The sequence below is a fragment of the Aliihoeflea sp. PC F10.4 genome, assembly GCF_054612275.1.
Genome location: NZ_JBTSWH010000001.1, coordinates 3,330,626 through 3,354,733 on the forward strand (window position 1 = coordinate 3,330,626; position 24,108 = coordinate 3,354,733).

Below are 24,108 nucleotides of genomic sequence, written 5' to 3' on the forward strand. Positions count from 1 at the left end.
CCTGAAGGATCGATCATGGAGCGCATCGCCATCGGCGAAGGTGCTCGCCACCTTCACCTGGTCGAAATATTTGAGGCAGGTGAACCGGCCGAAACCTTTACCACCATCGGCGATCTTCTGTTCGGTATAGAGTGTGTCGAATGAATCGCGGTTGCTTTTCGTGAAGCCAACCCCGTTGTCCTTGACGATGAAGCCGTCGATATCCTCAAGGCGGTCAATGATGTCCGCCTGTCCGCTTCGCAGGATTTCGATCTGGATCAGACCATTCTTAACGCCCTTTTGGTCGATGGCCTGAATGGCGTTTACCACAAGCTCCACCAGCGGCGTATAGACATTTGTGCCGGATCGGATGTTCTCGACCAGCCGCCTGACGTTGACATTGCTCATGCAAACTCGCTCACGTCGGTCGGGCCGTCGTCTACTTGGTCCATGGACGGGCTCGCCGACGTCATTCTTCGTTCCCCCTCGCTTCTCGTTGCGGAGTTCTGGCAGCGGAGGACGCGACGCGTTCGCGGACGTACTCGCGCATAAACTCCCTAATCACTTGTGCCGCTGGACGATCATGGACCTGGCACGCCGCGACGAATTCGTCCCGAAGATCCCGGTCCAACCTGATGCGCAACCCGACATCTTTTTTGGTCATGCCAGGAGTGTACCCAATGGATACACATCTGCCTAGAGAGATCGTTCTGTAAAGAACGGCGATCAGGATACCAGGGTCTCCAGCCCGCCGCGCTCTCATATCCTGATCCGATCTATCTCCCCGGCCTCCGCTGCGCTCTGGCCGGGCCGGTTGCTTGGGGGCGCTGCCCCCCGGCGCGGCACAAGGGCGGGCAGGCGGTATCCCCAGCCTTCCGCGCGGATGCGTACTGCGCACCTTCGTCATGACTTCGATGCGCTTGTGCAGGCCGGGTGATCCCCCTCCGCCCGTCCGCCCTTGCGCCTTGCACCCCCCGGTCTCGCCGACGGGCAGGGTTTCAGCGCGGCGCTTCCGCTGCGCGGAAACCCAAGCCCATAGGAGAAAGACCATGACCACGAATGCGAACAGCGCCCCCGCCATCGAGAATGGCGCGTCGGTTTTCATCCCCCTCAACAAGCTTAAGAAGCATCGGAAGAACGCGCGGAAGACACCGCACAGCGAGGCGTCCATCGAGGCGAAGGCGGCGAGCATCGCCGCCAAGGGCATCCTGCAAAACCTCGTGGTGGAGCCGGAGCTTGACGGCGAAGGCCAGCCGACCGGCTGCTATCTCGTCAGCATCGGGGAAGGCCGCAGGCTGGCGCAGTTGCTTCGCGTCAAGCGCAAGCAGATCAAGAAGACCGAGCCGATCCGCTGCGTCATCGACACGGCGAACGACCCTGCCGAGATCAGCCTTGACGAGAACGTCACGCGCGAAGACTTGCACCCCGCCGATCAGTTCGAGCGCTTCCGCGAGCTTGCGGAGGATCGCGGATGGGGAGCCGAGGAAATCGCGGCCCGCTTCGGCGTGACGGCGCATGTGGTGAAGCAGCGCATGCGTCTTGGCGCTGTCAGCCCGAAGCTGATGCAGGTTTACCGTGATGGCGGCTTGACCCTCGACCAGTTGATGGCCTTCGCCATCACCGAGGATCACGCGCGGCAGGAGCGGGTCTATGAGAACCTGTCCTACAACAAGGAGCCATGGATCATCCGCCGTGACCTGACCGCGACCAACGTGGCGGCGACGGATCGGCGGGCGGTCTTCGTCGGCGCGGAAGCCTATACGGAGGCAGGCGGCAACATCATCCGCGACCTGTTCACCGAGGATCGCGGCGGCTTCTATGAGGACGCCGCGCTGCTGGACCGGCTTGTCATCGACAAGCTGGAACAGAACGCCGCCGAGGTTCACGAGACCGAAGGCTGGAAGTGGGTTTCGGCCCATATCGACTGGCCCCACGCCCACGGTATGCGCCGCAGCTATCCGCAGCCGGTGGAGCTTTCCGAGGAAGACGCCGCCGCCTACAATGCCGCGCAGGAGGAACTTGAGCGCCTGTCGGCAGAGTGGCAGGACGCGGACGTGGACCTGCCGCCCGAGGTGGATACCCGGTTCGCGGAGCTTGAAGCCGAGATCGAGCGTATCGACGGAAAGCGCCATGCCTATGACCCGGACGAGATTGCGCGCGCTGGCGTGTTTGTCGTGCTGAATCATAACGGCACGGCTCGCATCGAGCGCGGTTTCATCCGATCCGAGGACGAGGCTCCGGAACCGGAAGCTGAGGATGGCGAAGCCGTCATCGACGGCGTGCGCGTCAACGGCGATGGAGAGATCATCGAGGACGGCGAGCATGACGAGGACGGGAACCATGTCTCCGCGCTGGAGGCTGAGGACGAGGACGCCGGGGATGATGGCAAGCCGCTGTCGGACTCGCTGATCCGCGATCTGACCGCCCGTCGCACCCTTGGCCTGCGTCTCGCCCTTGGCGAGCAGCCGGACATGGCTCTGATCGCCGTGACCCATACGTTGGCCGCGCAGACCTTCTATCGCGGCGGCGGGGACGCTCATTGCCTCGACATCCGCCCGACGAGCAGCGCCCTAGCTTCTCACGCGGACGGCATCGAGGACACGGCGGCAGCGAAGGCTTTGGAGGACCGTCATGCCGGATGGGCGGCGGACATGCCGCGCGACGTGGCGGACCTGTGGAACTTCATCGCCGGGCTGGATCACGCGAGCGTCATGGCGCTGCTGGCGCATTGCGCCTCGCTGACCGTCAATGCGGTGAAGCTGCCTTGGGAGCGCAAGCCCCGTGCCGATCAGACGGTGGACAGGCTGGCGACGGCGGTTGCCCTCGACATGACGGCGCACTGGACGCCGACCGTGCGGACCTATCTCGGTCGCGTCACCAAGGCCCATATCGTCGCCGCCGTGCGGGAAGCGCTTGGCGACGAGGCGGCGGATCGGATCGCGGGTTTGAAGAAGCAGGCGATGGCGGAAACCGCCGAGCAGCTTCTTGCCGGGACCGGCTGGCTTCCGCCCTTGCTGCGCACCGAGCGGCCCGTGCGGTTGGCCGATGAGCAGCCGGAGGCCCCAACCGCCGAAGCGGGGAATGCGCCGGAAGTGGAGAACGCCGACACTTTCTCGGTTGCGGCGGAATGAGAGTGAGCCGGGATTGCGTCAGCGGTCCCGGCTTCCTTTTCCAAAATCCAGCCGCGCGGCTGCCCCGCGCGACCGGATGACCTCGACTTTCCGACTGCAAACACGACCTTTCAGATGTATTGTCGCAATAGACAATCGAACCGGAAGGGCGGGCGAAGGAAAGGAGAACAGGAGGACGATCATGATCGCCGTGATGTTGATGAGTGTGGCGCTGATCGCGGTTCTCTGCGTCGTCGCTTATACGCTCGCCGTGCATGCCTTGCCCTTCATGCTCGGGTTGACCGCCGCGCAGTTCGCCTATCCGACCGGCTCCGGCCTGATCGGCGCGGGCCTTGTCGGCCTGTTTGCGGGCGGCGTGGCCTTCGGCATCCTGGCGCTCCTGTTCGACACGCTGCGCTCGCCGATCCTGCGCCTCATCGTGGCGCTGATCTTCGCCGCGCCCGCCGCCGTCGCCGGCTACGCGCTGGTCTCCGGCATCACGCGCGAGGCCGTGCCGTCCGAAGTGTGGCGGCAAATTTTCTGCATCGTTGGCGGCGGGTTCGTCGGCGTGTCGGCGTTGATGCGGTTGGCCGCACCTTTGCCCGGTGGCGCTACACCTGCTCGCTGAGGCGGAGGTGCACCGACTATAATGAAATAGCGAGAAGCCGTTGACCGAAGAATTTAGCGAAACCGACCATTGGAAGCTGCTCGCAACCGCGAAGCGATTTTTGAGCGCGGCAGACGTATTGCGTCGCTCGGAGGAATACCAGACATCCAGAGTGCTATTCACGCCGGTCCTTCATCTCACGGCGCATGGCATCGAGGTGCTGCTGAAAGCCAATCTCGTTGGAGCGGGACTCTCGCTTGGCGATGTGAGAAAGAAATACGGGCACAACATCGCGGCGCTTTGGGCGCACGACCTGAACCAACCTCTGCGAGACGAGGCTGCATCCGAAGCTCGGAAGGTCTGGCAACAGGCGCAGGCCGACGGAAATTGGCCCGATCGTTTTAACGGCGAACCCGTGGCGCTTCTTGAAGAATATCTCGCGGCCATCAATGCACTCCACACCGCGGCGTCCGAATATGCTCTGCGGTATGTCGCTGCATCCGAAATGACCGCGCCAAGGCCGCACCTTTTAATAGATACGTTCTTACCCATTTCCGATCTTTGCGTGAGGCAACCGCGCGCGCTGCTGCGGTCAAGCTAGTTGGATTTCGTAACGAGGCGTTAGAGCGTGGCCCTTCGGGCCGCGCTTTCGGCTGCGCCGGAACCACGCCTGCGGCGCGCTTCCGCCATTCGGCTTCAATCGCTAACGCGAAGGCAGCGGCGGCGGGCAACTCGCATGACGCCCCATCGGCGTGCGGCGTCATAGGCTGCTGGCGCCAGTCGGCATTGCAGCGGAGGCGAGAGGCGGCGTCACCACTCGCCGCGACACATCCCGGCAACGGAAAGGAGATGCTGGCTTGCCTGCGTGACTCGGATGGGACGCATCACATCCCGCCCGCGGACTTCGGCCATGTCGATCGCGGTGACCCCGCGAAGATAAGCGACGCGAAGCGCCTTTGCTTTGCCAGCCGGGAATGCCCCAAGTCGCGGTCTTGAGGATGAGGTCTGTGTTCGACCGGCACGGTTTGCCGTCGTCGCCAATGGCGCGGAGGCCGGGTGCGCCATCGTGTTCCTGACGATTCCACGCTGGCCGCCCATCTGCGTCCTCGAATGAGATGGGTCTGACCGAAGACCGGCCATGTCAAAACATCGCCTCGATCGTCTTCCCGCAACGTCCGTCGCCAGCTTTTTTCCGCCGCCTTCGGCTTTGCATCGCGAGATCAAAAATGCCGTCGCCGGCCGCCTTCCACGATGTTCCAGCCCTCACGGGTGCGGGGCCGATCGTCCCCGGTCGCACGACCCCCATCGAGGTCGCGATAGGCGCGGCCCGATAGGAAAAGGAACACGACAATGGCGACCATCGGCACCTTCACCAGTTCCGACAACGGCTACACCGGCACGGTCAAGACCCTCACCCTCAACGTCAAGACCGTGAAACTCGTCCCGGCCGAGGGCGACAGCGAGCGCGGCCCCGACTTCCGCATCTTCGCCGGCGCCACCGAGTTCGGCGCGGCCTGGAAGAAGACCGCCCGCGAAACGCAGCGCGAATACCTCTCGGTCAAGCTGGACGATCCGAGCTTCCCGGCTCCCATCTACGCCAGCCTGGTCACGGCCGAGGACGGCGAAAGCCACAACCTCATCTGGTCCCGCCGCAACGCCGACTGAGGCCGGAAACCCGCGAAGCCCCGCTCTCGAGCGGGACTTCGTCATGCTCATGACCGCCGCCTGTCAAACAATATGGAGATCGGGAGAGGTGGCTTTCCGGCCTCGGATTTGCTCCCGATCAGATCTTCTTCCCGGCCTCCGCTCCGCTCTGGCCGGGCCAGTGCTTAGGGCCAGCCCTCGGCGCACTTCGGAGTGGCTTCCGCCCAGCTTCCTCCACGCGCGAGCGCGTTCCGTGCAGCCGGTTCCCCGCGAAGCCACCCACTCCGTTTGCACACCCGGTCTCGCCGACGGGCAGGGTTTCATCGCGGCGCTTCCGCTGCGCGAAACCCAAGCCCAAGGAAGGAACCGACAATGTATCATCAGCTTGCCACCCGGTTCGGCCGCAACGCCCACCAGATCAGCGGACGCGATCCGCTCGACAACGAGGCGCTGTATCGCCACGTCCCCTCCATCTTCGCCCGCGAGGCGCACGACAGCCGTTCGGAGCGTTACGTCTATGTCCCCACCATCGACATTGTGGAGGGGCTGCGCCGGGAAGGATGGTTCCCGTTCTTCGCCGTCCAGTCCGTTCCCCGCGACGGCAGCCGCCACGGCCACGCCAAGCATATGCTGCGCCTGCGCCGTGATGACAGCATCGGCAAGCCGGAGGCCGCCGAAGTCATCATCGTCAACAGCCACGACGGGACCAGCGCCTATCAGATGTTCGCGGGGATGCTCCGTTTCGTTTGCACCAACAGCATGATCGCGGGCGAGCGGTTCGAGGAGGTGCGCGTGCCGCACAAGGGCAACATCCAGCATGACATTATCGAGGGCGTTTACACCGTCGCCGAGGACTTCCCCCGGCTGATCGACGCCAGCGAGACCATGAAGGAGACGCAGCTTTCCCAAGACGAGCAGCGCTTGCTTGCCGAGGTCAGCCTTGTCGCCCGCTACGGCGAGGACGAAAGCCCGGTGCGGCCCGAACAGATCATCGAGCCGCGCCGCCGCGAGGACGTCGGGCGCAGCCTGTGGAGCACGTTCAACGTCATTCAGGAGAATGTCGTTCGGGGCGGGTTGCAGGGGCGCAAGCGCAACGCCGAGGGCCGTATCCGCCGCAGCCAGACCCGCGCCATCAACGGCATCGACCAGAACGTGACGCTCAATCGCGCGCTCTGGACGCTGGCGGAAGGGATGCAGCGCTTGAAGGCGGGATGACCGTAAGACGGTAGAGCCGGGAAACCGGCTCTACCGTCCTTCACCGTTCAGGCTTCCGGCCTCACAGAATTTTCCGCCGATCCGGCGTGGCGGATCGGCGGTGCGGCCATGTGCGGGGCATGGCCGCCGCTCGCCGGGCCTTGCCCGGCTCGCGGAAACAAAGCAGACATGTTAACGACAAAATAACCAATGTATTGATCGGGTTAGGCGCTCAACATATCTCAATTGAGCGGCTTCTCATGCTTCCGGTTGTTGGAGAATCTCCCTATCCGGGCATCGCCCTGCGCGTCCCGGTGTATAGGGAGAGGACGCCATGCTGAATATCGACTGGCGCTCGCCGGCGGAATACGGACGTATCAAGAAAATCGCGCCCGCCGGCTTCGCCTGGGAATACCTTCGCCGCCATGACGAATATCGTCGCGATTTCGAATCCATCACCCGGATCAAACGGCCGGGGACGGAGCGATTGGAAGCCTTCGCGCAACGCTGGGGTTTACGATTTCCCGTGCGATCCCGATACGCCGCCTGACCGGCAGCCTCTGTTCTGGACGCCGCGGTTTCAGCCGCATGCGGTGATCCTGTCGCCGGTCGAGAACGAAACCGACGAGACCGAACCCGTGCTCACGCTCGCGCATCTCGACGGTCTTGATCTGCGCCGCGCCGCCGATGGCTGGCACGGCATCTGGCAGGTCGATGGCGTCGCACATCAGTTCTGGCTGCGCGAGGCCGTGCCCGACGCCGCTACCTTCTATGTCGCACGTCTGCCTTTCGACGCCTTCATGGAGCTTCGCTCACATGCCGCCCGCCGCCTCTGGCGTTCGGTGGATCGGCGTCGGCCTGGACCGCCCTTCGGGGCGCTGCCCGCCCAACTCCGGCAATGGCACATCCTGTCCCTGCGCGCTCTCGACGCCACGCTGCGCGGCGAAAGCTACCGCACCATCGCCGAAGTCCTGCTCAGCTTTCGCGGCACAAAGGAGGATTTCGAGAGCGACCCGCGCAAGAACAAAGCTCGTCGCCTGGTCGCGCATGGCATCAAGATGATGCGGGGCGGCTACCGCCTGCTGCTCCACTATCCGATCAAGTCCGGCAAGCGCTGATTCACGGTCTCACGCCTTGTTGGCGGCAGCCTGTTCCAGAATCCGCCGATAGCCTTCCCGCGAAAGCCATTGCGCGCGTTCGAGATGGCTTTGCCAGCATCGGCGCGTCCGAAGTTCCTCGCCGACGGGATCGCGGTGCAGGACGATTTGCGCGACTTCCCTCCAGTCCGCGCCTTCCGCATTCGCATCGAGAACGCGCAGATAGGTGACGTAGTGCTGTTCGTCATAGGGCGTAATGGCGTCTCCCGTTGGCGCTAGATCATCCACATCGGGATCGAGTTCGACTGGCACTGACATGGCCATTCCCCGTTTTTGAGAAGGCTTGTCTGCGGTGCGCCCCCGCAAACGATTCTCTCTGACTCTTGGTGATCGGGGAGTTCGAAACCGTGGTTAGACGGCCCCGTGGCCTTTAGCTCGGAGAACCTGTTGTATACGCCACAGGCTCCCCGACCATAAGGTCAAGGAGTGGTGGTGCCGTCACGGCCGGCACCAACCGCTAACCAGGGGTTTCGACGCCCCGGAGCAGCGCGTCTGCTCCGCGCTCAGTCTTATCTGACCCGACTGTCGTTGTCTTCGCCATTTCGGCGCTGAACGCGACGATGCGCTGAAACTCCTCGCTTTTTCCGCTTGCCACCGCTCCTTTTGGGGGTGCCGCCAGCGCATAGACGCAAATGCGGCACGCTACGCGCCGCCGGTCCCTCGCCATGGTTCGCCACAGCCCGCTGTCGCCACCGACAGCCGCGTCCTGACGAACCGGAGGTGATCCATGACCAACCCGCTGGCGGGGCTGCCGCCGCGCTTGCTGCGCACGAAGGAAGCCGCGCGCTTCCTCGGCATATCGCTGCGCACATTAGAGAAACATCGCACCTACGGGACCGGCCCGACCTATCGCAAGATCGGCGGCCGAGTCCTCTACACGGTCGAGGACCTGCAAGACTGGAGCGCGATCGGCGCGCGTAAATCCACGCGCGAGCAGACGCCCGGCCGCGTGTTTCCCGCACGTCCGCTGACGCCCGACGAGCGGGGCGGACAATGAGCCGCCGCGCGTACCGTGCGCACGGCCGGCCGCAGCCAGACGGACCCGCGCCCTTCACCACGTTGGTCGAGCTGACGTTCCAGAAGCAGAAGGTCGAGCATTGGATACGCTTCGGCCGAAAGTGCCATGAACAGATTCTCGATCGCCGTCGCAGCGTCGTCGGCTTCGCCCCGAACAGCATCTTCGCCTTCGTTCGATGGGCGGTCGGCGAGCACGGCACGATCATCTCGCGCATCGACATCGTGCGGGCCATCGGGCGCGGCGAGCCTTTCCAGACGCTGCCATTCGTACGCCCCGGCGGCGACATCCTGTTGCGCCTCGAAGGCTGGTCGAAGGTCGAGCGCGCGCTTGCCGCCATCGACGCCGTGGAAGCGCTTGGCCTCGATGCGGCAGACACTTCGCCCGACCATTGGCGGCACGTCCACAACCGGCTGAGCGCCGGTCTTGAGCCGCACACCTACACGCCCGAGCGCCATGCCGCCTGGCTCCATCGCCGGAGATTCGACCCATGACGCGCCGCCGCACCCTCACGGTGACGGTGCTGGCGGTGCTCGGCATCGCCGTCGCCAGCGCCTTCGAGATGCCGACCAAGCTCATTTGGAACGCGACCGCGAGCGCGCCGATCGGCTTCTACACGGTCGAGCCGGCCGACCGGATCGAGGTGCCCGAACTGGTCGCCGTTATGCCGCCCGAACCGCTCGGGCGCTTCATGACGGAGCGCGGCTATGTCGGGCGCGGCGTGCCGTTGCTCAAGCGCGTTCTCGGCCTGCCCGGACAGCGGGTTTGCCGGATCGGCCGCACCATCACCGTCGATGCGGTGGAGATGGGCGAGGCGCTGGAGCGTGACCGGATCGGTCGCGATCTGCCTGTCTGGCAGGGCTGCCGTGTCATCGGCGACGGCGAACTCTTCCTCATGAATTGGGAAGTCCGAGACAGCCTCGACGGCCGTTACTTCGGACCCATTCCCGCAAGCTCCGTCATCGGCCGGGCGCGTCCGCTCTGGACCGATGAGGAAGGCGACGGCCGCTCCGAATGGCGCACTCCGACGCACTGACACTTTTCGTCATCCCACAACCGAAGGAGATTCCCATGGCGAACCTTGGCGCATTCCAGAAGACCAAGACCGGTTATTCCGGCCGCATCCGCACGCTCATCATCGACGCCGAAGTCGTGCTGATCCCGGCGAAAAACTCCGACGCCGAGAACGCGCCGGATTTCCGCATCTATATCGGTGACGCGGCCGGTGCCGAAGTCGGGGCCGCGTGGAAGGAGACCGGCGAGAAGGCCGGCGACTATCTGTCCTGCCAGCTCGACGATCCCACATTCGCGCTGCCGATCCGCGCGAACCTCTTCCGGTCCGATGACGATGATGGCGCCTGGTCGCTGCATTGGAACCGGCCGAAACCGCGCAGCGAGCGGGACTGACTCCATGCGGTCCCACGTCTCGATCGCGTTCAAAGCCCTCATCCCTTTGTTCGCGGAAAAGCTGTCTCATCCCTTCGTCCCGCTCGGCGATCAGACGGCCGGCGCGCACAGCGAAGGTCAGGGGCGGCGTTTCGCCGGCGCTTCGCGCGCACCCTTGACCGCAGCGAGCACGCTGGCAGGCTGGCGTCGTGGCGGAGACAAGGCAGGATGGCGTTGCGCCGTCCTGCTGTTGGTCGGCGTGCTCTCGTCCGGCAGCGGATCGGCCGCGGCGGTCGCGCAATCCGCGCCCATCGTCCGCCCCGCCACCGTCGGTCTTCATGCCGAGCACATCACCGAGGCGTCGCAGCGGTTTGGGATCCCCGAGCACTGGATTTGCGCCGTGCTGCGCGCCGAAAGCGCGGGCGATATGCGCGCCGTGTCTTCGGCCGGCGCGATGGGGTTGATGCAGGTGATGCCCGCGACATGGGCGGAGCTGCGCGGCCGATACGGTCTCGGCCGTGATCCCTATGAGCCGCGCGACAACATCATGGCGGGTGCAGCTTATCTGCGCGAGATGTGGGACCGCTACGGCAACATCGCGGCCATGCTCGCCGCCTACAATGCCGGCCCTGGCCGCTATGGCGAATATCTCGCGACCGGCCGCACTTTGCCGGCCGAGACGCGCGCCTATGTCGCCGCGCTCGTGCCCATCCTTGGCGGTGCGGCTGCAACCGAACCGCCGTCATCGGCACCGCCACCGCCGCCAGATTGGCGCGACGCACCGTTGTTCGTCATGCGCTCGACCGACATTCGGGCTGCCGCTGCGCCGCCGTCCGAGGCGCAGTCCGGCGATGCCCGCGCGGCCGTACCGGCGCGCGATCCCGCCGATGCGGAGTCGCAGGACGACAGCATTTTCGTGGCCCGCGCGAGCGATGCAGGAACGCCATGAGGACGGCGTTCCCGCGCTCGGCGGTGCTCATTCCGGTGTCCAGTCGTGCAGATTTGCGCCTGGCTGGATTCACGCCAGGAGGGGCGGAAAAGGCAGAAAAGGCGGAGGGCAAGATTAAAGAAGACGGCACCATGTCGGGCCGCTTCTGGAAATTGTTGTTGTCTGCACGCTGGTTAGGCTGCCGATTCCGGCACCATGGTTTTGAGGGGCGGCGTGCCGCGATTTCGCGCAAAGCCTTGGCTTTGCAGGGTTTCGAGCGGCACCATAGGCGCAGATCGGCCGTTTTCCGGCGGTTTTGGCTGGAGTCGCGCCCGTGAGCGCCGACGACGAAAACCGCGTCCGGCCGAAGCCCGGCCGCATCCGATCCGACACGCCGAAGGCCGGCAAGACCAAGAGCTTTTTCACGCAGGTCAGGAAGATCACCCGCCAGCATCAGGCGGCAGCCTCCCGCGACCCTTCCTTGCCGTCATCCGCTCGCCCGTCATCGCCGGGGCGGTCCCGTGCCGTGATCGCCAGCGGCAGGGGCGTGAAGCGCGGCCGGGGCGCGAGCTTCGTGCGCGCCCGCAACATCTCCGGCCATTGGCATCATCGCCAGCCCGGCAGCCGCCGCGTGATCGTCAAGCAGCGCAGCGTCAAGGCCGCATGGAAGGGCGGCCGCGCCCGTGCGCATCTGCGCTATGTCCAGCGCGACGGCACATCACGCGATGGCGAGCGCGGCCAGCTCTATTCGGCGACCGAGGACCGCGCCGATGGCGACGCTTTCCTTGATCGCGGCAAGGACGACCGCCACCAATTCAGGTTCATCGTTTCGCCCGAGGACGGCGCGGAGCTGTCGGACCTCACGGCCTACACCCGCGATTTCATGGAGCAGGTGGAAGCCGACCTCGGCACGAAACTCGATTGGGTGGCCGTCAACCACTACAACACCGGCCATCCCCATGTGCATGTCATCGTCAACGGCCGCGACGATATGGGCGGGGATCTAGTTATCAACGGTGATTACCTTTCCGCCGGCCTGCGCGAGCGCGCCAGCGAGCTTGCCAGTCTGGAACTCGGCCCCGTCACCGAGATCGAGCAGGCCCGCAAGCTGTCGGCCGAGATCGACCAAGACCGTTTCACCCGGATCGACGGCGCTATGGCCGAGAAAGCCGACGCCCGTTTCCTCGACCTGCGCCATGAACCGGCAGCACCACGCCGCCAGTTCGAGCGGACGCTGCGCCTGCGCCGCCTCGCCAAGCTGGAGAAAATGGGGCTGGCAACCGAGCACGCGCCGGGCGTTTGGGAGTTGAGCAAGGACATGGAGCCGGCCCTGCGCGAGCTGGGTGAGCGCGGCGACATCATCCGCACCATGCAGAAGGCGCTCGGCCCGCAAGGCGGCGAACGCGATCCCATGAGTTTCCAAATCCATGACGGAGCGCCCGAGACGCCCATCATCGGCCGCGTCGTGGACAAGCACCTGTCCGACGAGCTGGGTGAGAACCTGACCGTTGTGGTGGACGGGATCGACGGCCGCACACACCACATCGCCGGCATTGCGCCCGAGCGGCTGGAGGACGCCCGCATCGGCAGCGTCGTTCAGATCGGCCCCGCCGAGGCGACGGCCCGACCGTCCGACCGCAGCATCACAGCCATCGCCGAGGATGGCATCTATCGGCCGAGCCGCCATCTGGAGCAGGCGAAATTCGAGGGCCGCGTTCCCGGCGGCGAATACGAGGGATATGTCGATGCCCATGTCCGCCGGCTGGAGGCGCTGCGCCGGGCCGGGATCGTCGAGCGGATCGACGCCGACCAATGGCGCATCCCCAAGGACTTCGAGAGCCGCGCCGCCGCCCATGACGCCGGCCGCGACAGGCAGGCCAGCGTTCGCGTCCTTTCCCCGGTCGATCTGGACAAGCAGATCGGATCGGACGGCGCGACGTGGCTGGACAGGCGACTGATCCACGGCGAAACCACCGATCTTTCATCGGCGGGCTTTGGTCAGCAGGTGCGCGAGGCGATGGACCAGCGCCGCGAGCATCACATCGAACAGGGCGACGCTACGCGCCAACAGCAAGGCCGTGTCTTCTACCGGCGCGACCTTCTCGCCACCTTGCGCGAGCGGGAGGTTGCCCGCGTCGGCGCGGAGATGGCCGCGAGCAAGGGCCTCCCGTTCCGCGTCGCCACGGACGGCGAGAACGTCAGCGGCAAGTTCACCAGCACCGTGCAGCTATCCAGCGGCAAGTTTGCCGTGGTGGAAAAGAGTCACGAGTTCACCCTTGTCCCGTGGCGGCCGGTCATCGACCGCCAGCTCGGCCGCGAGGTCATGGGCGTCGTGCAGGGCGGATCGGTGTCGTGGCAGTTGGGACGATCGCGAAGTATGGCAATCTAGCTATGTGTCACGCGAAGGAAGGCGCTTTCCGATCATCACATGTCGTCATTCTGACGACCGCTGGAGGCGTTGACACGCGAAATGCCGATCCGTTTGACCCGTCGCCAGATGACACGATACTCGGCCCTGATACCCGCACCTTCGACGAGCAACTCGAACTGGTCGGGAACTCCAACTTGCGAGTCGATTTCAAGGCATGCACCGGACTCGGAAAGGTTCCGAACAATGCAGTTTAGGATCGAGGATTGCTGATTGAAAATGATCTTGCCGGAGAACAACGTCCGCCTACGGGGCGCAACTCGACGCTCCGCGTCAGAGGGGACGGCCAAATCTGATTTACTACTCGCCTGAGTCATCGCCAGTCTCACGGAATGCTGACGAGAATCCTATACGTTCCGCACCCATTTCATCCTTAAGATGCCAGCTTACGCGCGCTGTGCATTGGCATCGGAAGAATATACGAAAGTATGTCCTAGAACTTGAGGTCCAGCACCCCGCCGTTGGTTCCGTGGATACGTTCGGCGAAACGCACCAGATCGGCCAGCGAATCCGCCCCCATCTTCCGCATAACTTGACCTCGCCGAACCTTCACCGTCACCTCACTAACGTCAAGCCTCGCTGCAACCTGTTTGTTCAACAGGCCGCTGACGACAAGGTCCATGACCTCCCGCTCGCCTTCCGAGAGGCTGGCGTAGCGTCTATCCAGTTCTTCCTTGACACGGCTCTCCTGACGATGCGCCCGATCGTGAGTTAAGCTCTGCTGGATCGCATCGAGAAGGTCTTGCTCCCTGAACGGCTTCGTTAGGAACTCTACGGCTCCTGCTTTCATGGCCCTGACGGACATCGGTATGTCGCCGTGCGCGGTGATGAAGACGACGGGTATGTGAATGCAGAGTTTTGTCATTTCCTCCTGAAAATCCAGTCCGCTCAATCCCGGCATGCGGACATCGAGCACAAGGCAGGCGGGGCCATCCGGTCGCTCACAGCGCGCGAACTCCTGTGTCGATGCGAAAAGCATCGACCGCAGCCCCACCGACGCGAGCAGGTCTTCCAGAGAGTCGCGGACGGATTTGTCATCGTCGACCACATAGACGATGGGATGGTCTTTCTCGTTGCTTGTCATCATCACGCTCATCCCGCACCTAACTTTGTCCGCGCAGGGTGAAGTGGAACTCCGCTCCACCGCCCCGTCTCGGGCTGGCCCAAATCCGCCCGCCATGCGCTTCCACAATGGAACGGCTGACGGCAAGCCCGATTCCCATCCCATCCGGCTTTGTGGTCTGGAATGCCTCGAACACCCCTTCCACCGTGTCGGGTGATATGCCGCAACCATTGTCCGCGATTGAGAATTGCACACAACGACCGTCTTGGCGTGACACTACGATTACTATTTCTCGCTGGTCCTCGGGAGTGTTCGCCATCGCTTCCGCAGCATTCAAGATGATATTGAGCATAACCTGCTGGATTTGGACGCCGTCAGCAAAGACGAGGGGCAAATCGTCGTCACCGTGCGTTCGGACAACGATGTTGTGTTGGTCAAGCTCGCCACGGCTCAGTGCGACGATTTCGTTGACGATCATGACCGCATTGAGCCACTCAGCCTTCGGCTCAGCGCGCTTCGAGAGGCTGCGGACCCGCCCGACAACGCTGCTGGCCCGGTTGGCGTCACTGATGATACGTTTAAGGGCTTGCTGCGCTTTTGGCAGATTGGGAGGGGCGGCTGCCAGCCAACGCAATCCCGCGTTTCCGCTGGTTATGACGCCGGTCAAGGGTTGATTGACCTCGTGCGCGATAGAGGCCGTCAGTTCCCCCAGCGAATTGACGCGGGCGAGCCTGACAAGTTGCGCCCGTGCCTCATGCTCGGCGAGGATCGCCGAGGATTTCGTCAAGGCAAGATATGTGGTGATGACGATCGCGCAGAGGCTTAGCGCGCAGTTTATCACGCCCGCTTCATAAGCGCCGGACCGTGTGAACATGAGGCTGGCAATGGTCAGGACAACACAGATAGCCGAAACGGCGAGAACGCCGCGCGTTCGCAGGAAGCCGGCCGCAATGAGAACGACAGCGACATAGAACACCGCAACGGCGATCTCCATATCGGTGATCGTGTCGGCGACGAAGATCACCATAAATAAGCCGAGCATTAGCACCCACCGCAAGGCGGCGCCTGTTCCTGTCAAGCGGGGGCGTCTCCCGGTCAAACGGCCAATCCTTCCACGCGCGCTGGTGATTGTTGAGCAACGGGTATGATAATAATTCCGTATCTAGCCCTATGAGTCATCTTTCTCGCAATCATCCTATCGCATCCAGGCGCCACCGGGCGGCCGTGACAAGCGGTTCGAGGCTCAGGCGACCTACGATTTGTTCAAGAAGTCGGTCCTGCCGGCTGTCGGCCCGCACGGAAGCGGAAACCTCGACGCGATTGCTGTCTTCGATGTTGCTGCTTTCCAGCTCGCGAATGTGCAAGGTGGTCCCCAAGTCTCGCAGGAGAAGCGCCCGGACATGAGCCTCGATCTCCCCGTGGCAGACGATCGAAATCGCGTAGTCCGCCTCGGCGTCGCTTGCAGCGATCGGACGTCGGCCGATCGTCCGCACCAGAGGCCGCAGCACGAGGTTGACGCTGATGACGAACGCCGTTGCTATGGCAGCATGGGGATAGAAGCCGGCGCCACACAGAACGCCCACGGCTGCGGAGCACCAGAGCGTCGCGGCCGTGTTCAGGCCGCTGACATTGAGCCCTTCCTTGAAGATGATGCCGGCGCCGAGGAAGCCGATCCCGGACACCACCTGCGCCGCCACTCGGGTTGGACTGGCTTCTCCTGGGAAGAATCCTGCGAACAGAACAAAGGTCGCGGCGCCCAACGCCACCAACGTATTGGTGCGCAGGCCGGCCAGCCTTTGGCGCCACTGGCGCTCGAAGCCGATCAGACCGCCGAGCAGGAATGCGGCGCTCAAACCGAAGACAGTGTGGAGAAGCTGCTCAAAATTCATCGTGGTTCCTCGAACATGGCGTGATACGGATCAGGCGGATTGCTGCCCGGTTGAGATGTCTCGCCACGGAAAGAAGAAGCCTCGCATCGACAAGGCCGATCCTGTGGTTCCAAAGTAATCGCGTCGTCCATCTGCGAACCAGATCGGCGGCGTTCAGCAAGACGCTCGCGACTGTGAAGCAGGTTCTAGCGGCTGAGCATTTGAGGAATGTGACCATGCCATCCCCCTTCAATAGCGAACTGTCAGACCGAGGGTGATGGCTTGCGCGCTGGTGCCGTCGACGCGGTGGCCGGCGAGAAGATCGACATCGTAGCGTCCACCGCCGGGGTTCCAGCGAAGTCCTACCTGGCGTCCGAGACGTTCCCGCTCATGACCAAAAATCTCGACCATAGCGGTCAGGTCGGGGCGAACCTGCGCGTTGATCTGCGCTCCAAAGAAGGCTTGTTGCCGATGCTCGCGGGCATAGGCATAAGTCCAGCCAGCGTTGAGATTGACCAAGATCCGATCGCCAATCGGAATGCTGAAAGGGACGACGAGGCTGCCCGTTTCCACGCGACCGGATCGAAGGCCGACAGCACCGCCAACGATCAGTCCGATACCAAGGCCGGTATCCGTGGGCCGCAGGTTCACCTTGACGGCCGGGCCGATGGTCGTCTCGTCTGCTCTGTCCCAGAGATGTTGGATGGCTCCACCGATCTCGACATTGGGCAGAGCGAGCGGTGTGCATGCCGGCGACGAGTTGAGCAAGCCGCGACCTTGCCCATAGTGCGTGACCCAGGATTCGAGGTGACAGACGCCAGGCGTCTCGGGATTGGCGCTATCGACCACATGCGCTCCGCCATCGGCTCGTGCCGGTGGCGCGACGAGCAGCAGGACGGCAATTAGCAGCAGGTAGATGGCGAGCGCGATCAGGCGTTGGACTGCGTTACGCACCGCGACGTCGGGTGACGGCCGAGTGACACGAAACGGTTTGCGGGCTGCGGCAAGGCGGCGGTGAAACATGGTGAAGAACTCCACGGCAGGCGGGTGATCGGCGCGTCACCATTCGCCTGCCGTGGTGCTGCGCTTATGGAATTGAGCTGAGGGGGCGGGCCGGAAACCGGCCACAACTAGAAGGGTCGTCCATCGTCATTGTCCTTTCGCGGATCGCCCCGCTGCGCTTCGGGGCAGGTTTCGTGTCGATGCTCATGGATTGGCAGGTGCATCGTCGAAAAAGGGACTCTGGCACGCTGATAGATTGCCAGCAGGAGACCAACTTCGGTGAGGAGCGCCGACAGATTTGCCGGCGCTCTCTCCTGACATTCCGCGTCGGTCTTGCGCGGTGGGTTCACCTCTGCCTCACAGCCAGGCGCCGAAACGCCGGATGTAGAGCGTCTTGACGAACTGGGTCAGCACGCAATAGCCGGCCAGCGTAGCGACGAGCCAGGGGAAGTAGGCCCAAGGCAGCGGCTGAAGCCCGATCATGTGCCCGAGCGGCGAGAACGGGATGTAGATGCCGATCGCCATGATCGCGCCGGTCAGCAAGACCACAGGCAAGGTCGCCGTGCTCTGGAAGAAGGGAATCTTCCGCGTGCGGATCATATGGACGACGAGCGTCTGCGAAAGCAGGCCTTCGATGAACCAGCCCGACTGGAACAGCGACTGTTCGCCGATGGTGTTCGCGCTGAACACGAACCACATCAGGCAGAAGGTCGTGATGTCGAAGATCGAGCTGATCGGCCCGATCGTCACCATGAAGCGGGCGATGTCGCCGGCATACCATTTGCGCGGCTTCTCCAGATATTCCTCGTCCATCCGGTCCCACGGCAACGAGAGCTGCGAGATGTCGTAGCAGAGGTTCTGGATCAGCAGGTGGATCGGCAGCATCGGCAGGAACGGCAGGAAGGCCGACGCAACGAGGACGCTGAAGACATTCCCGAAGTTCGAGCTGGCCGTCATCTTGATGTATTTGATGATGTTGCCGAAGGTCTCGCGGCCTTTGACGACGCCTTCCTCCAGCACCATCAGGCTCTTCTCGAGCAGGATGATGTCGGCAGACTCCTTGGCGATGTCGGCGGCGGTATCGACCGAAATGCCGACATCGGCATCGCGCAGCGCGGGCGCATCGTTGATGCCGTCGCCCAGATAGCCGACCGTATGTCCGCGCGATTGCAAAGCCTTGATGACCCGCGCCTTGTCGAGTGGCGACATCTTGGCGAAGACCGTCGTCGTTTCTACGAGGTTCGCAAGTTGAGCATCGTCGAGTTTGGCGATGTCGCGGCCCATGACAGGCGTGCGGACGTCCAGACCGACCTCATGGCAAATCTTCGCGGTGACGACGGCATTGTCGCCGGTCAGGACTTTAACCGCGACCCCATGGGAATGCAGCGCTGCTATCGCGGCGTGAGCGCTTTCCTTGGGCGGATCGAGGAAGGCCAGGAAGCCGTGCAGCGTCAGCCCGGTTTCATCCTGAACCGAATAGGCCGTCTTGGTTTGGGAAGGTGCGAACTCGCGGGTCGCGACAAGGATCACGCGCAGCCCGTCCTCGTTCAGCGCCTTGGCGCGCGCGACAAGGTTCGTCCGCTGCTCGGTGTCCAGGGGACGCGGGCCATCGGGACCGGCGACAAAGGCCGAGATCGACAGCATCTCCTCGACCGCGCCCTTGCACACAAGCAGGTGTTCGTCGCGATCCCCCGCCACGACGACCGAGAGCCGCCGCCGAACAAAATCGAACGGGATTTCATCGAACTTGCGATAGTGCAACGGCCGCTTGATGCCCGCACGCCCCTTGTGCGCCTGGGCATAGTCGATCACCGCGAGATCGAGCAGGTTCTTGACGCCGGTCTGATGATGGCTGTTCAGCCATGCCATCTGGAGCACGCTGTCGTCGACCACACCGTCGACGTTGAGATGGTTTTCCAGAATGACCTTGTCCTGGGTCAGCGTGCCCGTCTTGTCGGTGCAAAGCACGTCCATGGCGCCGAAGTTCTGGATCGCGTTGAGGCGCTTCACGATCACCTTGTGTCGCGACATCGCCACCGCGCCCTTGGCGAGATTAGCGGTGACGATCAGCGGCAGCATTTCGGGCGTCAGACCGACCGCGACGGACAGCGCGAACATCAACGCTTCGATCCAGTCGCCCTTCACGACCCCGTTGATGACGAGGACGATCGGCACCATTACCAGCATGAAGCGGATCAGGAGGAAGCTGACGCTTTTCACGCCCCGATCGAAGGAGGTTTCGGCGCGCGTCCCGACAATTGCCTTGGAGAGCGAGCCGAAATAGGTCTGGTTGCCGGTCGACACCACAACGGCGCGGCCCTGGCCACTGACGACATTGGTGCCCATGAAGCAGATGTTGTTGAGGTCCAGCGGGCCGGCGTCGGCCGGCGCTATGGCGTCCGCCGACTTCTCGGCCACCGCGCCGAGCGTGTCGTATTTCTCGACCGGAATGGACTCGCCGGTCAGAACCGCCTGGCTGACAAACAAATCTTTGGACTCGATCAGCCGCACATCGGCGGGGATCATGTCTCCGGCACCGAGGCGCACGATGTCGCCGACGACGAGGTCGCGCATCGGGATTTCTGACCAATCCCCCTCGGCATCGGTCCCGTTGCGGCGCAGCACCGTGGCGGTTGTGCGAACCATCGCTTGCAGGGCCTCGGCAGCTCGTGTCGAGCGAAACTCCTGCCAGAACCGCAGGATCACGCTCAGAACGATCATCGTGCCGATGATGATCGGTCCGGTCAGGTCATCCGGTTCAAGGTAGATGGAGATCGCCGCGAGCGTCGCCAGAACCAGAATGAAAGGGTTCTTGAATGTCGCGAGCAGTTGGACGGTCCAGTGCGGTGCCTTCTCGTGAGCGGTTTCGTTCGGCCCGTTTTCCTGCAAGCGCAGGTTGGCGTCGGCGTCGGTCAATCCGTCGAGCGACGCCTTCAGGATCGTGAGCGTCGTGTTGAGGTCGTTGTTTGCCTCACGCGCTGCGCGCATGGAGAGCGCAGCGGACGTCTGGTGATGGTGGTTTTTGTGCCGCGAACGGGCGAGAAGGGTTTCGTTCATGTCGGTCCTGCCTTGTGATGTGCGCCCGGCGGCGCGGCAGGACGGTCAACCCTGCGCTACGGGAGCAATGGGTTCCTTCCTCGCCGGCGCAGCCGTGCTGAGTTCTGTTCTGGTTGCGATTGGGGGGCGGCCGCCGCACTGGCCTCGCATGTGTCCGAAACGGCGCCGCAACTAGGCCCGTCATCCATAGCGGAGCCTCCTTGCCGGCATTTCGCGCGAGAGCGACCCGGTGCGTCGCAACGCACCGGGCTCGTCATTGGCGCTCTGGTTGGAAGTGATGGGGTAGTCGCTGTGCCAGCGAGCCGTCAGGCGCTTCGTATCGGGGCTGACGGACCATTGCATGGCCAGGCACGGCGTATTGTGCGCGACCGCGGCGGGCCGGTTGAACGGCGCAGCGAGTTCGCGCCGACGCAGCGGCGGCCTCACATCGCAAATGTGAATGATGTTGTTCATGTCTCACCTCGTTTCCGCTGCGCGGACACCACGAGGGAGACCTAGTTGCCTAGTCCCTGCGGGGTATCTCTTGCAGCGCTTTAGATCGACTACTGTCGCTCGACATCGCTTTCTTTCCTGAATTTGTCCGTGCGCGCCGCAGCCCGCTGGACGGTGTGGCCATTCTTTAGTCCGCTTAGCGCGGCAATTCCAGCGCGCTTGAGGAAAGCCAGAGCGGCCGAAAGTATTGTTTCCATATACCTTGGTATATTACCGCCCCTTCCGGGCCGATGGTCCTATCCTTGATCGGGGCTCATCTGCTAAGGAGACAAAGGCTTTGAGCGTCTCGGCATCGACGGCAGAGCGGGGCTGTCATCCGCGTAGATGCGGCGTAGCTTGACCGGAGAATGTGCGGTAGCCGATGGACGACTATCTCAGTCGTTTACGCCGAAAACGAAGTGCTGACCTTGGCGCGCCACGACTGAGCTTGCTGGCCTAATTGTCCCTTGCCCCGGTCGCTGTCCGTGCGGGATAGCGTGACAAAACCGAGGTGACGATGACATTTGAAACCCTCGCCCGCGCGCTTGAGACCGACTCGAACGCCGACGACGACATCAATCGCGAGTTCCTCGCTACAAAGCACGCCGCCGATATTGCGCAGTTCCTCGATGAACACGATGCCGACACCGACTGGCGCGTTCTCAACCTTCTCGACATCGGACGGCAGGCCGAGATTCTCGGCTATCTCGATCGTAAGCAACAGGTCGCGCTGGCCCGCTCTGCGCCTCGCGCCCGACTGGCCGCTGTCGTCAGCGAAATGGACGCGGACGACCGTGCCGATCTGTTCAACGCGCTGACGGAGGACGAACAGGAAGCGTTGCTGCCCGCACTCGCCCAGGCCGAGCGCGAGGACATCCGTCGCCTTGCGGCCTATGAGGACGGCACGGCGGGCGCGATCATGACATCGGACTATGCGGTGTTGTCCCCGGACCTGTCTGCGCGGCAGGCGCTGGACACGTTGCGCCGCGAGGCGCCGGACAAGGAGACGATCTACCGCGCCTATGTGGTCGATGCAGACCGCAAGCTCCTCGGCTCCGTCCGGTTGCAGGACTTGATCCTCGCTCCCTTCAACAAGCAGATCGAAGCAATCATGGAGCGCGATACGCGCGCCGTGCGGGTCGACGAGGATCAGGAGAGCGTGGCCCGCAAGATCGCACGCTATGATGTTGTCGCCCTGCCGGTCATCGACACGGATGGCCGGATCGTCGGCATCGTCACCCATGACGATGCGCTTGACGTCATCACTGAGGAAGCGACCGAGGATTTTCACAAGGCCGGCAGCGTGGGTGATCTGGCCGAAAGCGTCGGGCGCGCCTCAATCCTGATGCTCTATCGCGCGCGCGTATTCTGGCTGGTCTTGCTGGTCTTTGGCAATATCTTCTCAGGCGCCGGGATTGCACATTTTGAAGACATCATCGCCGCCCATATGGCCCTGCTGTTTTTCCTTCCGTTGCTCATTGCTTCGGGCGGCAATGCAGGGTCGCAGGCATCGACGCTTACGGTCAGAGCCATGGCGACGGGAGAGGTGCAACTGGGCCACTTAGGGCACATGCTTGGCCGGGAGATTCTGGTCGCGGGGCTGCTGGGCCTGACCATGGCGATGGCCATATACGGGATTGGTGCATGGCGTGGCGGTTTGGACATCGCCCTGGTCGTCTCGCTGGCGATGGTGGTCATTGTGCTCGCCGGCTCTCTGATCGGCCTCACCCTGCCTTTCGTTCTGACCCGTATCGGTCTCGACCCCGCAACGGCAAGCGGGCCGTTGGTTACGTCGATCGCCGATGTCGCAGGGGTTCTGATCTATTTCGGGATCGCGCAAACATTTCTTTTTTGAGCATACGCAGCGCGATGGAAGGCAAGAGGTGCATGAACCTTGGAAAGTTCATGCCCGACAGCATCTCAAGACCGAAATGAACAGGAGGGACAATCCATGCAGACAATCCTTGTTGCGGTCGATTTTCAACACGATGCGGCACAGGTGCTTGCTCGCGCCGCCCAGTTGTCGGCGCAGCATGGTGCTGCCGTTACCGTCCAACATGTCGTCGAAAACATGGATGTAGGGGAACCGGAATTGCAAGGTGCGGTAGATCAGCACTCACGCACGACGCTGGAGGCACTGGCCAGGGCCGCGGGATTCGCCGCCACGCCTTCGCTGAAGGTCGAGTTCGGAGTGCCCCATCGCTGTGTCAATACCGCCGCCCGAGAGTTGTCGGCCGACATCATCCTCATCGGGCCGGGGCAGCCGTCTACAGTGATGCAGCGCGTGTTCGGCTCGACGGCCGATCGCGTCGTGCGCACCGCTTCGGTTCCGGTGCTTGTCGTGCGCAACAAGAGCGCGCAGCCATACCGTAGCGTTGCCGTAGCCGTGGATTTCTCCCCACTGTCCGAAGCCGCTCTCGAAGCTGCCCGGACGCTGGTGCCGGATGCACGGATAGATCTCGTCCATGCCTATGAAGTTCCGCTTCCCTTCGAGCAGGCGATGCTACGGGTTGGGACACGACCGGAAGATGCGGAACGCTTTCGGCAGGCCAAAATGAACGACTGCCGTCGTCAGCTTGCGGACTTCGCACGAAAGCATGCATCTGGAGCGGATGCTTTGGTCCTGCGGGGTGCTCCGGGCACAGCGTTGGTGGAGTTGTCGCGAAGTGGCCGTGTCGACCTGCTTGCCTTGGGGACACAAGGCAGGAACGCGGCTGCGCAAGCCTTGCTGGGGAGCGTCGCCCGGCGGCTTCTCTCGGAGGCGGGATGCGACCTGTTGGTTGCCGGACACATCCGCGAATAGGGATCGGAACGCGCAAGCGCGTGAACCGCGCCGCGCTCGGCAAAGGTAGCGCAGAGTCCCGCCGGGCTTGGCGCAGACACGTTGACATGCCTCTCCTAAATTTAGACCGGGGGCATCCCAATTTATCCGGGTCAAAGGCTACAAAAAACTGCGCTAGATAGAAGCAGTTTTGGTATATAGAAAACTACCAAAGGTATAGTCTCCAAATACTCAGATATATCACGCCCACACCATCGCGCACACCCTCAAGAGCTAGCAGTCGTTATTCTTATTGACTGCCATCGACTGTTGATGGGTAAAACGCGCTGAGCAACAAACGAAGAGATGATTTGATGATCTGAGGGGTTGATCGCCAACCAACTCGGCCTGTCGTCAGCCGTTGGGCTCGTCTGTTCT

At 63.2% G+C, this 24,108-nt stretch carries 25 protein-coding genes and 1 pseudogene; 18 read left to right on the plus strand and 8 right to left on the minus strand.

The window, feature by feature from the left end; translation table 11 throughout:
• Positions 1 to 15: 15 nt before the first annotated feature.
• From ACX82Z_RS16720 to ACX82Z_RS16755, 8 genes are all read left to right on the plus strand, one after another.
• Positions 16 to 144: a hypothetical protein gene (locus ACX82Z_RS16720; protein WP_459590161.1), complete on the plus strand. Its 129-nt coding sequence runs from the start codon at positions 16 to 18 to the stop codon at positions 142 to 144.
• Between the two features lie 884 nt (positions 145 to 1,028).
• The gene (locus ACX82Z_RS16725) at positions 1,029 to 3,110 is read left to right on the plus strand and encodes a ParB/RepB/Spo0J family partition protein (protein WP_058899626.1); all 2,082 of its coding nucleotides are present in this window, start codon (positions 1,029 to 1,031) and stop codon (positions 3,108 to 3,110) included.
• A 181-nt stretch (positions 3,111 to 3,291) separates the two neighbouring features.
• The gene (locus ACX82Z_RS16730; RefSeq protein WP_058899627.1) at positions 3,292 to 3,717 is read left to right on the plus strand and encodes a hypothetical protein; all 426 of its coding nucleotides are present in this window, start codon (positions 3,292 to 3,294) and stop codon (positions 3,715 to 3,717) included.
• A 40-nt stretch (positions 3,718 to 3,757) separates the two neighbouring features.
• Positions 3,758 to 4,297, plus strand: a complete 540-nt coding sequence (locus tag ACX82Z_RS16735) for a hypothetical protein (RefSeq protein ID WP_058899628.1) — start codon at positions 3,758 to 3,760, stop codon at positions 4,295 to 4,297.
• A 749-nt stretch (positions 4,298 to 5,046) separates the two neighbouring features.
• Positions 5,047 to 5,361: a DUF736 domain-containing protein gene (locus ACX82Z_RS16740; protein WP_058899629.1), complete on the plus strand. Its 315-nt coding sequence runs from the start codon at positions 5,047 to 5,049 to the stop codon at positions 5,359 to 5,361.
• A 351-nt stretch (positions 5,362 to 5,712) separates the two neighbouring features.
• The gene (locus ACX82Z_RS16745) at positions 5,713 to 6,555 is read left to right on the plus strand and encodes a DUF932 domain-containing protein (RefSeq protein WP_058899630.1); all 843 of its coding nucleotides are present in this window, start codon (positions 5,713 to 5,715) and stop codon (positions 6,553 to 6,555) included.
• Positions 6,556 to 6,868: 313 nt separating this feature from the next.
• Positions 6,869 to 7,084, plus strand: coding sequence for a transcriptional regulator domain-containing protein (locus tag ACX82Z_RS16750; protein ID WP_058899631.1), 216 nt, complete (start codon positions 6,869 to 6,871; stop codon positions 7,082 to 7,084).
• A 46-nt stretch (positions 7,085 to 7,130) separates the two neighbouring features.
• Positions 7,131 to 7,652, plus strand: a complete 522-nt coding sequence (locus ACX82Z_RS16755; RefSeq protein ID WP_058900781.1) for a DUF2285 domain-containing protein — start codon at positions 7,131 to 7,133, stop codon at positions 7,650 to 7,652.
• A gap of 9 nt (positions 7,653 to 7,661) precedes the next feature.
• Here ACX82Z_RS16755 and ACX82Z_RS16760 read toward each other — a convergent pair whose 3' ends face one another.
• Complete coding sequence (locus tag ACX82Z_RS16760) at positions 7,662 to 7,949, minus strand: DNA -binding domain-containing protein (RefSeq protein WP_058900782.1); 288 nt, start codon at positions 7,947 to 7,949, stop codon at positions 7,662 to 7,664.
• Positions 7,950 to 8,418: 469 nt separating this feature from the next.
• Between ACX82Z_RS16760 and ACX82Z_RS16765 the strand changes: the two genes are divergently transcribed.
• The 8 genes and pseudogenes from ACX82Z_RS16765 (at position 8,419) to ACX82Z_RS16800 (ending at position 13,409) form a co-directional block, all read left to right on the plus strand.
• Entirely contained in the window at positions 8,419 to 8,688 is a 270-nt protein-coding gene (locus ACX82Z_RS16765) for a helix-turn-helix transcriptional regulator (RefSeq protein WP_058899632.1), read from the plus strand.
• Positions 8,685 to 9,200, plus strand: a complete 516-nt coding sequence (locus tag ACX82Z_RS16770; RefSeq protein WP_058899633.1) for a DUF2840 domain-containing protein — start codon at positions 8,685 to 8,687, stop codon at positions 9,198 to 9,200. Before ACX82Z_RS16765 ends, ACX82Z_RS16770 begins: the two co-directional genes overlap by 4 nt.
• Positions 9,197 to 9,742 carry a S26 family signal peptidase gene (locus ACX82Z_RS16775; protein WP_058899634.1) on the plus strand — a complete coding sequence of 182 codons (546 nt, stop codon included), beginning with the start codon at positions 9,197 to 9,199 and terminating at the stop codon, positions 9,740 to 9,742. The genes ACX82Z_RS16770 and ACX82Z_RS16775 overlap by 4 nt, the downstream gene beginning before the upstream one ends.
• Positions 9,743 to 9,777: 35 nt before the next feature.
• Positions 9,778 to 10,113 (plus strand): DUF736 domain-containing protein, encoded by a 336-nt coding sequence (locus ACX82Z_RS16780; protein WP_058900783.1) that lies wholly within the window; start codon positions 9,778 to 9,780, stop codon positions 10,111 to 10,113.
• 4 nt (positions 10,114 to 10,117) lie between these two features.
• Positions 10,118 to 11,041 (plus strand): lytic transglycosylase domain-containing protein, encoded by a 924-nt coding sequence (locus tag ACX82Z_RS16785; RefSeq protein WP_058899635.1) that lies wholly within the window; start codon positions 10,118 to 10,120, stop codon positions 11,039 to 11,041.
• Positions 11,038 to 11,358, plus strand: a complete 321-nt coding sequence (locus ACX82Z_RS16790; protein ID WP_058899636.1) for a hypothetical protein — start codon at positions 11,038 to 11,040, stop codon at positions 11,356 to 11,358. Before ACX82Z_RS16785 ends, ACX82Z_RS16790 begins: the two co-directional genes overlap by 4 nt.
• Positions 11,359 to 11,651: 293 nt before the next feature.
• Positions 11,652 to 12,002 (plus strand): annotated as a pseudogene (locus ACX82Z_RS16795) (relaxase/mobilization nuclease domain-containing protein); the annotation flags it as partial.
• Positions 12,003 to 12,176: 174 nt separating this feature from the next.
• Positions 12,177 to 13,409 carry a DUF3363 domain-containing protein gene (locus ACX82Z_RS16800; RefSeq protein ID WP_205631026.1) on the plus strand — a complete coding sequence of 411 codons (1,233 nt, stop codon included), beginning with the start codon at positions 12,177 to 12,179 and terminating at the stop codon, positions 13,407 to 13,409.
• A 35-nt stretch (positions 13,410 to 13,444) separates the two neighbouring features.
• Here the strand turns inward: ACX82Z_RS16800 and ACX82Z_RS16805 are convergent, their stop codons facing one another.
• The 7 genes from ACX82Z_RS16805 to ACX82Z_RS16835 all read right to left on the minus strand — a co-directional run bounded on the left by ACX82Z_RS16805 (position 13,445) and on the right by ACX82Z_RS16835 (position 20,891).
• Positions 13,445 to 13,765 (minus strand): PilZ domain-containing protein, encoded by a 321-nt coding sequence (locus tag ACX82Z_RS16805; RefSeq protein WP_082676025.1) that lies wholly within the window; start codon positions 13,763 to 13,765, stop codon positions 13,445 to 13,447.
• Positions 13,766 to 13,881: 116 nt separating this feature from the next.
• On the minus strand, positions 13,882 to 14,544 hold the full coding sequence (locus ACX82Z_RS16810) for a response regulator transcription factor (protein WP_058899639.1): 663 nt from the start codon (positions 14,542 to 14,544) through the stop codon (positions 13,882 to 13,884).
• 7 nt (positions 14,545 to 14,551) lie between these two features.
• Entirely contained in the window at positions 14,552 to 15,589 is a 1,038-nt protein-coding gene (locus tag ACX82Z_RS16815; RefSeq protein WP_247647829.1) for a sensor histidine kinase, read from the minus strand.
• A 112-nt stretch (positions 15,590 to 15,701) separates the two neighbouring features.
• Positions 15,702 to 16,400 (minus strand): MgtC/SapB family protein, encoded by a 699-nt coding sequence (locus ACX82Z_RS16820; RefSeq protein ID WP_058899641.1) that lies wholly within the window; start codon positions 16,398 to 16,400, stop codon positions 15,702 to 15,704.
• Between the two features lie 228 nt (positions 16,401 to 16,628).
• Positions 16,629 to 17,402 carry a hypothetical protein gene (locus ACX82Z_RS16825; RefSeq protein WP_205630914.1) on the minus strand — a complete coding sequence of 258 codons (774 nt, stop codon included), beginning with the start codon at positions 17,400 to 17,402 and terminating at the stop codon, positions 16,629 to 16,631.
• A gap of 336 nt (positions 17,403 to 17,738) precedes the next feature.
• Positions 17,739 to 20,438, minus strand: coding sequence for a magnesium-translocating P-type ATPase (gene mgtA, locus ACX82Z_RS16830; RefSeq protein WP_058899643.1), 2,700 nt, complete (start codon positions 20,436 to 20,438; stop codon positions 17,739 to 17,741).
• Between the two features lie 180 nt (positions 20,439 to 20,618).
• Positions 20,619 to 20,891, minus strand: coding sequence for a hypothetical protein (locus ACX82Z_RS16835; RefSeq protein WP_459590162.1), 273 nt, complete (start codon positions 20,889 to 20,891; stop codon positions 20,619 to 20,621).
• A gap of 535 nt (positions 20,892 to 21,426) precedes the next feature.
• On the opposite strand from ACX82Z_RS16835, the gene mgtE reads away from it, so the two are divergent.
• Both mgtE and ACX82Z_RS16845 read left to right on the plus strand, forming a co-directional pair.
• Positions 21,427 to 22,764 carry a magnesium transporter gene (gene mgtE, locus ACX82Z_RS16840; RefSeq protein ID WP_058899644.1) on the plus strand — a complete coding sequence of 446 codons (1,338 nt, stop codon included), beginning with the start codon at positions 21,427 to 21,429 and terminating at the stop codon, positions 22,762 to 22,764.
• Positions 22,765 to 22,860: 96 nt separating this feature from the next.
• Positions 22,861 to 23,712, plus strand: coding sequence for a universal stress protein (locus ACX82Z_RS16845; protein WP_058899645.1), 852 nt, complete (start codon positions 22,861 to 22,863; stop codon positions 23,710 to 23,712).
• Positions 23,713 to 24,108 lie beyond the last annotated feature (396 nt).

What these genes read in the sequence shown, in the direction of transcription:
- ACX82Z_RS16745 (WP_058899630.1), top strand. Translation starts at nt 5,713, where the DNA reads ATGTATCATCAGCTTGCCACCCGGTTCGGCCGCAACGCCCACCAGATC.
- ACX82Z_RS16835 (WP_459590162.1), bottom strand. Translation starts at nt 20,891, where the DNA reads ATGAACAACATCATTCACATTTGCGATGTGAGGCCGCCGCTGCGTCGG.
- ACX82Z_RS16760 (WP_058900782.1), bottom strand. Translation starts at nt 7,949, where the DNA reads ATGTCAGTGCCAGTCGAACTCGATCCCGATGTGGATGATCTAGCGCCA.
- ACX82Z_RS16845 (WP_058899645.1), top strand. Translation starts at nt 22,861, where the DNA reads ATGCAGACAATCCTTGTTGCGGTCGATTTTCAACACGATGCGGCACAG.
- ACX82Z_RS16725 (WP_058899626.1), top strand. Translation starts at nt 1,029, where the DNA reads ATGACCACGAATGCGAACAGCGCCCCCGCCATCGAGAATGGCGCGTCG.
- ACX82Z_RS16730 (WP_058899627.1), top strand. Translation starts at nt 3,292, where the DNA reads ATGATCGCCGTGATGTTGATGAGTGTGGCGCTGATCGCGGTTCTCTGC.
- ACX82Z_RS16805 (WP_082676025.1), bottom strand. Translation starts at nt 13,765, where the DNA reads ATGACTCAGGCGAGTAGTAAATCAGATTTGGCCGTCCCCTCTGACGCG.
- ACX82Z_RS16785 (WP_058899635.1), top strand. Translation starts at nt 10,118, where the DNA reads ATGCGGTCCCACGTCTCGATCGCGTTCAAAGCCCTCATCCCTTTGTTC.
- ACX82Z_RS16790 (WP_058899636.1), top strand. Translation starts at nt 11,038, where the DNA reads ATGAGGACGGCGTTCCCGCGCTCGGCGGTGCTCATTCCGGTGTCCAGT.
- ACX82Z_RS16800 (WP_205631026.1), top strand. Translation starts at nt 12,177, where the DNA reads ATGGCCGAGAAAGCCGACGCCCGTTTCCTCGACCTGCGCCATGAACCG.
- mgtE (WP_058899644.1), top strand. Translation starts at nt 21,427, where the DNA reads ATGACATTTGAAACCCTCGCCCGCGCGCTTGAGACCGACTCGAACGCC.
- ACX82Z_RS16750 (WP_058899631.1), top strand. Translation starts at nt 6,869, where the DNA reads ATGCTGAATATCGACTGGCGCTCGCCGGCGGAATACGGACGTATCAAG.
- ACX82Z_RS16825 (WP_205630914.1), bottom strand. Translation starts at nt 17,402, where the DNA reads ATGTTTCACCGCCGCCTTGCCGCAGCCCGCAAACCGTTTCGTGTCACT.
- ACX82Z_RS16810 (WP_058899639.1), bottom strand. Translation starts at nt 14,544, where the DNA reads ATGAGCGTGATGATGACAAGCAACGAGAAAGACCATCCCATCGTCTAT.
- mgtA (WP_058899643.1), bottom strand. Translation starts at nt 20,438, where the DNA reads ATGAACGAAACCCTTCTCGCCCGTTCGCGGCACAAAAACCACCATCAC.
- ACX82Z_RS16780 (WP_058900783.1), top strand. Translation starts at nt 9,778, where the DNA reads ATGGCGAACCTTGGCGCATTCCAGAAGACCAAGACCGGTTATTCCGGC.
- ACX82Z_RS16770 (WP_058899633.1), top strand. Translation starts at nt 8,685, where the DNA reads ATGAGCCGCCGCGCGTACCGTGCGCACGGCCGGCCGCAGCCAGACGGA.
- ACX82Z_RS16720 (WP_459590161.1), top strand. Translation starts at nt 16, where the DNA reads ATGGAGCGCATCGCCATCGGCGAAGGTGCTCGCCACCTTCACCTGGTC.
- ACX82Z_RS16775 (WP_058899634.1), top strand. Translation starts at nt 9,197, where the DNA reads ATGACGCGCCGCCGCACCCTCACGGTGACGGTGCTGGCGGTGCTCGGC.
- ACX82Z_RS16740 (WP_058899629.1), top strand. Translation starts at nt 5,047, where the DNA reads ATGGCGACCATCGGCACCTTCACCAGTTCCGACAACGGCTACACCGGC.
- ACX82Z_RS16765 (WP_058899632.1), top strand. Translation starts at nt 8,419, where the DNA reads ATGACCAACCCGCTGGCGGGGCTGCCGCCGCGCTTGCTGCGCACGAAG.
- ACX82Z_RS16820 (WP_058899641.1), bottom strand. Translation starts at nt 16,400, where the DNA reads ATGAATTTTGAGCAGCTTCTCCACACTGTCTTCGGTTTGAGCGCCGCA.